At 72.1% G+C, this 494-nt stretch carries 2 protein-coding genes; both read right to left on the reverse strand.

The window, feature by feature from the left end:
• Window positions 1-156 (reverse strand): barstar family protein (locus EEB15_RS34715; RefSeq protein WP_199236711.1); only part of this gene is annotated, 156 nt, incomplete at its 3' end.
• Window positions 141-494 (reverse strand): LysR substrate-binding domain-containing protein (locus EEB15_RS33290; RefSeq protein ID WP_233259731.1); only part of this gene is annotated, 354 nt, incomplete at its 5' end. The genes EEB15_RS33290 and EEB15_RS34715, both read right to left, overlap by 16 nt.

The raw sequence follows: 494 nt of genomic DNA on the forward strand, positions 1-494 counted from the left end.
CAGGCCGCTGATGGCGTCCCAGAAGGCATCCCAGTCGCATCCGTACCACGGCGGCAACGCCAGTGCCTCGCGCAGGCGTTCGTGCAAGCGCGCGGCGCTGTCCACGTCCGCCAGCTCGATGGCCAGGCTCGCCGCCCGGTTCAGTTCCTCGTCCATGGAGCCTCCGCCAGCAATGCGTCGCAACGCTCGCGCACGAACGCGCGCAAGAGGGTCACCGGGCGGGTCAACTGGGCGCGGTGGGTACACAAAAGGTTCATCGGCGTCGCCTCGCCCTGCCACTCCGGCAGCAGCAGGCGCAGGCGCCCGGCGCGCACGTCCTCGGCCACGTCCAGCCAGGACTTGTAGACCAGCCCCTTGCCGGCCAGGGCCCAGCGCCGCACCACGTCGGCGTCGTCGCAGACCCGGTCGCCGGCGACCGTCAGGGTCAGGCTGCGGCGGCCCCGCTGGAACGCCCAGCGGTCGTGTACCCGGCCGCCGAGTTGGTAGAGCAGGCA

It is taken from the genome of Ramlibacter sp. WS9 (genome assembly GCF_003797765.1).
Lineage (GTDB): Bacteria > Pseudomonadota > Gammaproteobacteria > Burkholderiales > Burkholderiaceae_C > Ramlibacter.